Origin of the sequence: Vibrio sp. FF266 (genome assembly GCF_041439695.1) — a bacterium.
GTDB classification, from domain to species: domain Bacteria; phylum Pseudomonadota; class Gammaproteobacteria; order Enterobacterales; family Vibrionaceae; genus Vibrio; species Vibrio tasmaniensis_A.
Map to the genome: position 1 here is coordinate 1 of NZ_JBGOOO010000069.1, position 9635 is coordinate 9635.

Annotated in this window: 10 protein-coding genes; 3 read left to right on the top strand and 7 right to left on the bottom strand. The window is 41.0% G+C overall.

Annotated features, from left to right (window positions below):
* Window positions 1-32 precede the first annotated feature (32 nt).
* Window positions 33-1145 (bottom strand): hypothetical protein, encoded by a 1113-nt coding sequence (locus ACED59_RS23525; RefSeq protein WP_371705154.1) that lies wholly within the window; start codon window positions 1143-1145, stop codon window positions 33-35.
* Between the two features lie 3 nt (window positions 1146-1148).
* Window positions 1149-1691, bottom strand: a complete 543-nt coding sequence (locus ACED59_RS23530; protein ID WP_017100441.1) for a hypothetical protein — start codon at window positions 1689-1691, stop codon at window positions 1149-1151.
* A gap of 471 nt (window positions 1692-2162) precedes the next feature.
* Here ACED59_RS23530 and ACED59_RS23535 point away from each other — a divergent pair, with 471 nt between their 5' ends.
* Together ACED59_RS23535 and ACED59_RS23540 are read left to right on the top strand one after the other, a co-directional pair.
* Window positions 2163-2399, top strand: a complete 237-nt coding sequence (locus ACED59_RS23535) for a hypothetical protein (RefSeq protein WP_017100443.1) — start codon at window positions 2163-2165, stop codon at window positions 2397-2399.
* Window positions 2371-2673: a type II toxin-antitoxin system RelE/ParE family toxin gene (locus ACED59_RS23540; RefSeq protein WP_102560971.1), complete on the top strand. Its 303-nt coding sequence runs from the start codon at window positions 2371-2373 to the stop codon at window positions 2671-2673. Before ACED59_RS23535 ends, ACED59_RS23540 begins: the two co-directional genes overlap by 29 nt.
* Before the next feature lie 354 nt (window positions 2674-3027).
* Here ACED59_RS23540 and ACED59_RS23545 read toward each other — a convergent pair whose 3' ends face one another.
* From ACED59_RS23545 to ACED59_RS23565, 5 genes are all read right to left on the bottom strand, one after another.
* The gene (locus ACED59_RS23545; protein WP_017102639.1) at window positions 3028-3444 is read right to left on the bottom strand and encodes a GFA family protein; all 417 of its coding nucleotides are present in this window, start codon (window positions 3442-3444) and stop codon (window positions 3028-3030) included.
* A gap of 130 nt (window positions 3445-3574) precedes the next feature.
* Window positions 3575-4213 (bottom strand): LysE family translocator, encoded by a 639-nt coding sequence (locus ACED59_RS23550; RefSeq protein ID WP_017102638.1) that lies wholly within the window; start codon window positions 4211-4213, stop codon window positions 3575-3577.
* Window positions 4210-5535, bottom strand: a complete 1326-nt coding sequence (locus ACED59_RS23555; protein WP_017102637.1) for a hypothetical protein — start codon at window positions 5533-5535, stop codon at window positions 4210-4212. Before ACED59_RS23555 ends, ACED59_RS23550 begins: the two co-directional genes overlap by 4 nt.
* Window positions 5536-5551: 16 nt before the next feature.
* Window positions 5552-6553, bottom strand: coding sequence for a phytanoyl-CoA dioxygenase family protein (locus tag ACED59_RS23560; RefSeq protein ID WP_017102636.1), 1002 nt, complete (start codon window positions 6551-6553; stop codon window positions 5552-5554).
* Between the two features lie 239 nt (window positions 6554-6792).
* Window positions 6793-8097 carry a site-specific integrase gene (locus tag ACED59_RS23565; protein ID WP_102533728.1) on the bottom strand — a complete coding sequence of 435 codons (1305 nt, stop codon included), beginning with the start codon at window positions 8095-8097 and terminating at the stop codon, window positions 6793-6795.
* 775 nt (window positions 8098-8872) lie between these two features.
* Between ACED59_RS23565 and ACED59_RS23570 the strand changes: the two genes are divergently transcribed.
* Window positions 8873-9061, top strand: coding sequence for a hypothetical protein (locus tag ACED59_RS23570; RefSeq protein ID WP_017101218.1), 189 nt, complete (start codon window positions 8873-8875; stop codon window positions 9059-9061).
* Window positions 9062-9635: the final 574 nt, after the last annotated feature.

Below are 9635 nucleotides of genomic sequence, written 5' to 3' on the forward strand. Positions count from 1 at the left end.
ATACGCGAAACGGGGTAGTTCTATCTTTAAATTTAATTACGCAACAAAGCCAGTTCGAGGCTGTCTCTGTCACAAGTGGCGAAGTAATGCTCTGGCCCATAGCCGCTGGTGTTATCAACATCTAACTCACCAACGTTACCTACCCTATTTTGGTAGTACACCTGCATCCCATTGGGTTCAAACGTATGCAAATCAACATCACCTAGACCATTCCAACTGAGTGTTGCTGTGAGCGACCCTGTAGAAGCGATTGCTTCAGGAGTTTGTAATGACGCCAGCTCCGATTGGAGATCGTTTCTTATCATTCCAGCTGGTTGTAAAGAAGTATTTAAATAGGTTTGTATGAGAGTGTGACCAGATGGATCAACCTCTAAATGGCTGACTGGTATCGAGACATTTGTATCGGGCACTGTCCCTACAGCTCTTAAACCATTTATCACCAAATCGAGATCGGCTAGTGTATAAGGTCCATTCAGTTGTGGTGAAGCTGGTGCAATGTGGACTACCCCAAGATTAGATTCATCTAGGTTATCCAATTCCAATGCTGCGTTGTAGGCATTATTAGCAAAAAGATTACCTTGGGAGTGGGCGATAAACAGCATTTTTGCGCCCTGTGTGCCTAACGTCTGAATCCTCGTGTTATGACGAGCGTAATCGCTTGCTGTTGGCGGTGAAGAAAACAAATGACTAACAAGTGCAACTGTTTGGGATGATGCCCAGTCGTAAAGCTCAGTAAGTAGCCCCAACACCAAGTCACTAGGGGCGCTGACAATATTGTAGACTTTATCTAAGAAACCATCAGCTCCACCACCAGTAATTGCTGACCAAAAGATATCAAATCTACCGCCGAGATCGGGGTCTATTTCTTCCGCTCGCTGAATAAATACTTCTGCTATATCTTGAAACGCTGATGCACTAACCGATGAACCAGTTACGTTATAAAAAGTCTCGTATGCTACAGGCTCTGAATTGTACTCATTTCCAATTTGCTTTTGGAATTCAAATGTCGCTAATTTCGCTTCATTTTTTGTATTCCACACTCCATTAAAAAAGCCAACGACATACCCTGGTACTTCACAAACTGTTGCAGAACTTACATTGAAAGAGATTGACGCAGCTAAAGCGGTTATAATAATTTTTTTCATACATCATTCCACGCAATCGATATTAGATGGTAGGCGCGTCACAGTGCCATCAAGAGCTTCATTGAACGCTGAATATGCCGCTGCGCGCTCACGAGTGTTTGCTGTGTAATGTTCTATCGCTTTTAGAATTTGATGTGCATCGGCAGGGTTATCAAAAGCTAAACTCAAGCAACCGATAGCTACAGTAGACTCTTCATCAACTTGGAGGACTGCATCGATATCAGAATGATCAACAAGGACAGCTTCTTGGATAGTTCTGGCAATACTCTTAACTTGTGTCTTTTGACTTGCTGATAAGTTAGCCGCTTCAATATATGCCAATATATCGTCTCGAATGGCTTCGTTATTGGTGACTGAACCTGTAAGCGAATCACTAGTGTCTAAGTCTGGGTACGTTCCTGACGAAACTAACTGACTTAAAGCATCTGTAGGTGAATTGATTGGTGTTGCTGCATTTACATCATCGGCACTATCAGAGTCACCACCACATGCCGTTAGCAACATGATGGCACATATTGGTAAAGCTTCCCTTATTTTCAACTTCATTGTCTACTCCTTGATCATAAATGTTAAGTTACTAAAATATAAGAGATTAACGCCAAGTGCAACGAGTCCCATACCACCCTTGAGCCGACCAAGTTGCCGCTATAGAGACTGGCGTTACATTAATATACCTAGGTCCGTTACACTTATATCAATACAGTAGATGTGGTTTGCATAAGGAAAAGTAAGCCAAATCACAGGTTTCTGAAATGAGTAATCAATCGGTCGTAACTTCTAATGGGGCATTTTCGAGTTTCATGGCACACCTTTGGACAGAAGCTTTTTCTAATTTAGTAAATGATGCATTATCTCCGGTATGGAGGAGCCATCAGAAGAGCACGACCTTAGAGGTTAAGTTCATTGTCACTTATGAGAAGTGAAAAAGCCCACTAGCAGGGCTTTTGTTGCAAGTTGCCACATATGATGCAATGCGCTACAATTGACATCAACAAACAAATGACCAAGGTAATACATATGGCTACTACAAGCGTTAGACTTGATGAGAGCCTAGTAGATAGAGCTGCAACCATTGGAACAGCTTTAAATCGAACGACCCCCAAGCAAATTGAGCATTGGGCGAAAATAGGCAAGATCATGGAGGATAACCCTGACTTAACCTACGAGTTCGTACTGCAGGCAATCATCGCTAAAGCCGAATTAGAGCACGGGAATACGACCTCTTATGAATTTAGCGAAAGTAACAAAGATTGAGCAAACTACGACATTTGCCAAGACAGTAAAAAAGCTACACAAAAACCAAAAACAAGATCTAGATAAAACAGTGAAAGAGGTTATAGAAAACCCTTTTATTGGCGTGATGAAGAAAGGCGATTTGTCTTTTCTTAGGGTGCACAAGTTTAAGATGAACAAGCAGCTCACCTTGCTTGGGTACAACTACGATGAATACGGGACGTTAGTCCTGACCTTAATGGCGTTGGGCAGTCATGAAAACTTTTATCGAGATGCATCCAGAACATTTAGATAACCAAAGCCTCGCCAAGCGCGAGGCTTTTTTATACCCCTCAAACACCTACAAACTGATTGAAAAAGAACTTAAGGTAGCTAACGCTGAAAGAAAGGTGGAATCTACCCCCGTGAAACATCACGGGGATTAACAGTATGAGAAGAGTGGATAAGTTTTAATATGGTAAAAACCCATGAACAGGGTGTGAATGAGTAAAAGGTCTAGCCAATAATGGGGCACTTTCGAGTTAGAAAGTGCCACAGATAAAGATTCAACCTATGAAAGTTCTGGCCAAAAGTAAGTTAATGCAATGAAACTCCCTAAACCTCAATAGATTAGAACAAGTATTTTAATATCTTAAACACTTGCTCACCGCTACCCCGGCTGCTCAGGGAAAACCTTTACATTAGTTGGTATTTGGTACCAATCTAGTTTTTCACTAACCCAAACATGTGCTTGAGGTTCGAAAATATCAGCTGCCGACATATCAGTTGGTTTTAACTTTAATTTAACCGTTTGCGGTGCATCTGGATTGAAATGGTAAATTCTGTTTCCACAATTTGGACAGAACATCGCGCAATTACGATTGCCACTATCAGCTAAACGTTCCCAAGTTTTCAGTTGACCAGAAAACTCTATTTTCTCGGCATCGACAACTGCTGTAATGCTAAATGGGCTGGTAGACAGTTTTTGGCACTCTGTACAGTGACAAGCAAAGACCATTAGTGGTTTTTCATACAAGTCATAGGTCACTTGCCCGCACTGACATGCTCCTATAAGTGGATATTCCATTTATCACTCCTCCTCACAACATGAGTGGCAGCTAACTCCGAATTAAGTAACGAGTAACACTACCGTCTAACCTAAGTCATTACATCGTAAATCAACTTGAATTAAAAATCCGAGAAGTGTGTCCCTTCCCCTAATTGTACGAGGAGTTTACCAAGGCCATAACACCTAACAGTATAAAAATACTACCAGACCACCTTGAGAAAAAATCAACCCAGTTACTTCTTGCTTGAAACTTTTTCTGTAGATGACTCGCCATCAAAACACTTAACAGATCAGCACTACTAAACAATAAATTCGTAACAACTCCCAAAATAAGCAGTTGGAGCCAAACAGCAACACTTCCTGCTTCATTCACAAACTGTGGGAGAAAAGCAAGATAGAAAATTGCGGCTTTAGGGTTCAGAATATCTACAATGACACTATCAATAAACGTTCTTTTAGGAGAGGTAAGATTGCTTTCACAAGAAGTAATACGTAATTTTTTTGATAGATAGATACGTTGGAAACCCAACCAAACAAGATAGAGAGCTCCTAGCTTTTGAATGGCAGAATAGAGAGAAGGATTAGCTAAAAGCACAGAAGACAAACCTAATACAGCTAAAATTACATGAAAATAACCTCCTATATGAAGGCCAAAAGCTGCCATAATTCCTACTTTCTTCCCTCCTGACACAGCTTGAGCAATACTGTAAAGCATTGCAGGACCGGGCATAAACGCATATAGCAACGTAACAAATAAGTAAGTAAACAGTTCTGTAATTGAAATCATTGTCCACCCTCCAAGCTATATTTAAAGCCAGAAAATGTTGAGGCTAACTCACTTACTACATTACGCGCCTCCTTCAAATTGTAATTACCTTGTAGAACGCCTGCGATTACCTCAGCTAAAACAACTATTTGACTTTGTGTAACCCCTAATCGAGTAATTTCTGTTGCACCAAAACGTATCCCAGATAACAACTCTCTATCTTCAGGAAGTGGGACTGCATTAGCAAAAACCCCAACATCAGCTAGACGGTAGCATGCTAAACGCGCACCTTCTTCTCGAGTCCATTTCACAACAACTTGATGAGTTTCAGTAAAGCCTTCATCAGAACAGAGCACCTCCAACCCGTGCGCCTGTAAATTACTAGCAAGTTGCCTAGCATTAAGTATCCCTTGAGCCATATATTCAAGGCCATATTCCTTTAATTCTAAGCATGAGACCGTCAGGGCAGCAATTCGATTAAGTTGATGTGAACCAGTTAGCTTTGGGAATATAGTCGTGCTAATCGGAGAAGAAAACTTTTCCGAATTCCAACAAATTACTCCTCCCTGAGGACCACTAAACGTCTTTCCTGTCGATGCAGTGTAGATATCAGCTCCCAAAGACAGAGGGTTTGGATAAACTCCACCAGCAATCAACCCTGCTTGATGTGAGCCATCAAAAAGTAACATCCCTCCCCAACGAGAAATAATGTCTTTTATCTCTTTTACAGGAAAGGGAAAAAGGTTGAGACCTGCCCCTAAACTCACTAATTTCGGGTGTCTAAACTTAGCCATGTATTCAAAGGCGTTTAAGTCAATTTCGAGGGTATTCGGATCCACAGGAAGATCTGAAATGGAATAGTTCAAGATCCCCGGGGGGCCTAAACTATGGTTACTTGAGTTACCACCATAAAATGTATTGAGGGTGGACATATCTGATACGTTGAAATGGTTTTTGAGAACTGCATAGACAACCGTATTAGCATGAAGCCCTCCTAAAAGCCTAGGGTCTGCATGATTGCATTCAAATAATTCCTTAAGTAATACTATGCAAAGTGCTTCTATTTCATCAGCTTGATCAAGCCCCGTAAAAAAGCGGTTATTTCGCCCAATAGAACCGCCTGAGGCTCTAGACCCCAAGTCACAACTTAGTAGTCCCCGAGCTTGTAAACTCATAGGGCCTTCTGCTGCCACAAGGTTTATTCCTGTCTTCACTCTCACAGTCTCGTGTCGCTCTATTAAAGCTCTTAATTTTTGATAGAGCTCTTTAGAAGTCGAACACCCAAGTAAGGCAGAAGCATCATTCAGAATATTCATGTCATGCATTTGTTTGCTGATAATCACTTTCTAACCTCCCTTCTCACGTATAACTGTTACGTGTGTTAGACAGATCCTTACCACAGAGCAGTAAGCTCGAATGTCTTGTGATATCTATGTTTGAGCCATCAATAAAGTCGCCCAAGTGTCGAAATGGATAAATTTCCGTATCCGTTGCCGTTACTCTAAAATTAATGCCAAACCGGTCATTATAAGATGTATTAGGAAGAGAACCATGCATGGTTCTTTCCGTGAAAATAACAAATTCCCCTTTTTTCATAGGGATCGTCACTATATCTTCTTGGCTCTCGTCTACACCCAATGTTTTTTTTGCAGGTAATTTTGCAAGTTCAGCTCGAACATAGGCTTTAACATCCTCGAATGATTTCCCACTAATTTGATAATTTTCAAAAAGCCCACTGGTATCAACGTCCAATACTAGTGTGTAATTGTTCGCCCTTTCGACAACATCTTCGATTGTTTTACAGTCAATAAATGGATCATGCCAAAACTCAGATTCTGTCATTGGAACCATGGTTTTAGGATATTGTTTTTTATGTGAACCACGAATGAAACGCAACGGAGCGCAATCAAGCTCAACATCAGTAAGGGCGACCCAAACAGTTAAATTCCACCAACGATCCCGCCTTTCATGTTTAGGCCTTAAACTAGGCTTATTATTGCCAATTTCTTCACCATCGAAATCTCCCCACTCTTGGTGCCAACCTGTACCGTTTTCTCCAGATTTCTTGTGAAAAATTTTTGAGCGCCAAAGAGCTAAATCGTCTCCAATCAGAGACTGTAGCTTTGGGATCAAAGCTGAATCTGTGAGCAACTCTTTAATTTTCGTCGATACTAAATGCCAATCCCTGACAGAATAACGACCATACAGGGGATGCGGCTCTGGGCTTTGAGCTATCTCCCTAACTTCCGTTAAAACATCTTGAATTAATTCGACATTTGCGAACCTCGGTAATGGTCCTAAATAACCATCTCGGCGAAAAGACCTTATTTGCTCTCTCGTCAATCCTTTACTCTTGTCCATTGATTAGCTGCCTACCCTATGATGTTAAACAAAGAGCGTCGAACCTATCAGTCTTTATCGAATGGCCTAAAATTAATAATTAATAATTAATAATTAATAATTAATATTTAGAGAAAAGCGTTAGTTCTCGCGTACACTTATTCACAGAACTCCAAGTGTGACTCCCCAAAACACAAACTTCACCAAAAAACCTAATCTTAAAATTTGATGTACTTATGTTATTCCGACAGATATTTTAATCACCATTCCCAAAAATCCACTTCATATCTAAACCGTTCAACCTCCTTCTCGGTCAGTTCCGGTATTACTTTGATAGGTCTTCCTCTGCGTTTAGGGGGAGATTTCGTCGGCTTAGGTTTGGAGGCTCTCACTTTTCGAGTTTTAGGGTTATTCACAAGCTGGCCTGATAATATTCCACTAATAACTTCCCCTATCGCCTCAGCAGATTGCGATACTTGCACATCATCCACGTGAGCATAACGAAGCGTGGATGAAATACGCGTGTGACCCAACAGTTTCGACACCATCGGAATAGGGAACCCCTCTAACACCGCATAACTGGCAAAGGTATGACGCAAATCGTGAATGCGAACATCCTCGATATGGGCTAAGGCTCGCACCTGTTGCCAGACCATACTAACCTTAGTCGACCGACTCACAAAACGACGCAAAGGCATAAACACATCATCGTGTGATTCGCTACGCTGTGTCCATGCTTGCTTTGGTATGTCTGAAAGGAGTTTCTGCGCTTCCTTGCCCACATACACCACCTTCGCACCCGTTTTGCTGTCCGGCAAGTGCCACTCCCTGCCTTTAACAAAAGACCATTGTAGGCCTGTTACCTCTGAAATTCGACACCCCGTTAACAGCACCAGTTTTAGCACCTGACAACAGCACGCTTCCAGATTACCTTGCTGGCTGACCACAGTTAATGCCTTATCCAATCGCGCTAACTCATCCAAACTCAAAAAACGATTGAGCTTTTTTTTGCGACTTTGCTTGAGACCCTCACAAGGGTTTTCCATGCAATAACCTTGCTTCACCGCATATTTGAAGATAGAACGAAGCACATCAAGATTACGGTTGGCAGCCCCTGCGTAATTCTGGCTGAGTTCATCAAACCAACGATGCACATGAAACGAATCAATACGGCTGACAGGAAAACGTCCAAACTCGGGCAACAAATGCCTTCTTAAGGCGCTCGACGCTGTCCCTTGTGTACTCAGTTTCCATCCCTTGCAGACCTTATCCGTCCATTCTTCTTTCACCAAAGCATCAAAGCGAATTAACCGTATCGGTTTCGTCTCTTTTTCTAAAAAAGAAGACTGTAAAGCTTGCACGTGTTGTCTGGCTTGTTTTAGGGTGAATTGTCCCACGGCCGCTAACGTCTTATTGGGAATGGGTAGATAAGTCACATAGAAACGGCGATCATCGGCATAGACTCTAACCCCTAACGCGGGAATTTTGGTATCCCACACCGTATACGTTCGAGTTTTTGAATGAAGAGATTGAATCACTTTAGAAGTGAATAACAGTGACTTCATGAGCGCATCCCCTTAACGAGTACACCCGACACATGAGAGGCCGCCTGACACACGTCCTCACGTCCCAAATGCGCATACTTTAGCGTCGTTTCCGCTTCAGCATGCCCCAAAAGACGACTCAGCACGATCACGTTCACCTTCGACTGAATGGCAATACTGGCGTAGGGTGTGGTCAAAAATTGAAAATACAGGGGCATTTTTGGAACACTTTCCAATTAGTCTTTGTTTTCACTAAGAGGCTAAATTATCGATGAAAAACGCCCCTATTGGAAGGGGTTGGGGTGTAGATTTGACCACACTGTTTTTACATTAACGCCAAGTTACTCTTATACAGGGGTACTTTCACCCCAAAAATACAGGCTAGAAATGAAAAAATTCTAGAACGCACCATCGCATCAAACCAATCAAATATCCTTTTATATACTGGAGGCATTTCGTGAACAGTATCTAATCCTGATTTTCATTATAAACCCTTAACGAATATAAATTAAATGTAAATAATTAGCTCTTAGCCTTTGTGTTAACTTATAAAATAATAAGTAACTATCTACTTACTCTGGCAATAAGTAACAAAACAATAAGGGAATTCTTCATGGAAAGACAAATAAAACTATTTTCACTGAAGAGAAAAGGAGCAGCAGTCCCTAAAGTAAACATAATTAGTATCAAATCAACTTTCTCATGAAGACGAAGCTTCTGGGTTTAAAGATACTTAATTTCAATTAATTTTGGTCGTTAAAATTATGGTTTTTCTTATAAAAAAGAGTGCGTTGCTATGAAAAATGAAAAGTCAGTGAAAACAATTCAAAAAAAATCGAAGTTTAGAGACTATTTACGCTATCTGCGGATTAAATTTAAAAGGTATAATTTTAAAAGTGGAAAAAATAAAAATGCATCTCTCGATGTGAGACACCTTTCTGACCATTTAAAAAAAGACATTGGTATATATGATAAAGACCACTAACATCATTAATATCTCTTCGTACTCTTGTCTTACTCGTTGTGTCACAAAGTTTAGTTGCACTACATGCGCACTGATTTTTAGAGGCAATTAGGCTGCTGTCTGCAAAATGTCTCCCAAAAAGATAATCCTTCAGGGTTATATGAGCTGTCCATTTTAATTATCGACCATAGTTCCACTCCTACAAGGGTGGAACTAGCTTCCTCATCAGGTTTCCATTCCGGGCACTGATACATCTTACCTTGCCAGTGACTTTGCTCAACGATTAGACAATGGTCAATATTGTGTAGAGACAGATAGAAAAGGAGTACTTCTTTGATTTCATCATCAATGCTACAGGAATACAACGTTCACTCGATAGAAGCAATCCGGTACTTGATAGCCTGCTAAGTCAGAAACTGGTGATATTCAAATGGGCTTGTATGCTCTTGGGCGGATAACTTGTGGTGATTTTTACATAGTCAATAACATAGATATGATTAATAACCAAATCTCCACTTTATCCCTATCTGGCAGGGTAGATGTCACTGTTAAAATTTAACCAGTTTGGGCGATAAAGAGTAATTGTGTCTCGTAT

What these genes read in the sequence shown, in the direction of transcription:
- ACED59_RS23525 (WP_371705154.1), bottom strand. Translation starts at nt 1,145, where the DNA reads ATGAAAAAAATTATTATAACCGCTTTAGCTGCGTCAATCTCTTTCAAT.
- ACED59_RS23530 (WP_017100441.1), bottom strand. Translation starts at nt 1,691, where the DNA reads ATGAAGTTGAAAATAAGGGAAGCTTTACCAATATGTGCCATCATGTTG.
- ACED59_RS23535 (WP_017100443.1), top strand. Translation starts at nt 2,163, where the DNA reads ATGGCTACTACAAGCGTTAGACTTGATGAGAGCCTAGTAGATAGAGCT.
- ACED59_RS23540 (WP_102560971.1), top strand. Translation starts at nt 2,371, where the DNA reads ATGAATTTAGCGAAAGTAACAAAGATTGAGCAAACTACGACATTTGCC.
- ACED59_RS23545 (WP_017102639.1), bottom strand. Translation starts at nt 3,444, where the DNA reads ATGGAATATCCACTTATAGGAGCATGTCAGTGCGGGCAAGTGACCTAT.
- ACED59_RS23550 (WP_017102638.1), bottom strand. Translation starts at nt 4,213, where the DNA reads ATGATTTCAATTACAGAACTGTTTACTTACTTATTTGTTACGTTGCTA.
- ACED59_RS23560 (WP_017102636.1), bottom strand. Translation starts at nt 6,553, where the DNA reads ATGGACAAGAGTAAAGGATTGACGAGAGAGCAAATAAGGTCTTTTCGC.
- ACED59_RS23565 (WP_102533728.1), bottom strand. Translation starts at nt 8,097, where the DNA reads ATGAAGTCACTGTTATTCACTTCTAAAGTGATTCAATCTCTTCATTCA.
- ACED59_RS23570 (WP_017101218.1), top strand. Translation starts at nt 8,873, where the DNA reads ATGAAAAATGAAAAGTCAGTGAAAACAATTCAAAAAAAATCGAAGTTT.